Source organism: Kiloniella laminariae, from assembly GCF_027214005.1.
In the GTDB taxonomy this organism is placed as follows: Bacteria; Pseudomonadota; Alphaproteobacteria; order Kiloniellales; family Kiloniellaceae; genus Kiloniella; species Kiloniella laminariae_A.
This window is the reverse complement of sequence record NZ_JAPWGY010000039.1, coordinates 1-352: the sequence shown is the minus strand read 5'-3', so window position 1 is coordinate 352 and position 352 is coordinate 1. Positions and strand designations below refer to the sequence as shown.

The window sequence follows — 352 nt, the reverse complement described above, 5'->3', positions numbered from 1 at the left end:
AGGATAAAAAGACCAAGCTAAAGGTTTATGTTGATGGTGCTGCCCTGAGAGAAGTTGTCAGCGGATTTGAGGGTACGCGTGGCGCATTAACGGAGCTTGCCAAGGCTGTTGATAATGCTCTTAACCCCGTCAGAATTGCAATCATTGAAGATCAGCAAGGATTACAAGCTAATCTGGAAAATCAGGCAGCTTTACTAAAACAACAAGGCCTGAGTAATAGAGAAATCAATTCAATTCTCAATACACCAGAGTTCCAGTCCATCCTTGTTGACTTTATGGCAGCAGAAGATTTTGCGAGCCAAGTACCTACAAATTCAGAACAAGATCCAGATAGTTCGGGCGGTGTGAACGT

Annotated in this window: 1 protein-coding gene; it reads left to right on the top strand. The window is 43.5% G+C overall.

Going from position 1 to position 352, the window contains the following annotated elements; genetic code table 11:
- The coding region (locus O4H49_RS20530; RefSeq protein ID WP_269425299.1) for a hypothetical protein at positions 1 to 352 on the top strand (352 nt) is incomplete at both ends.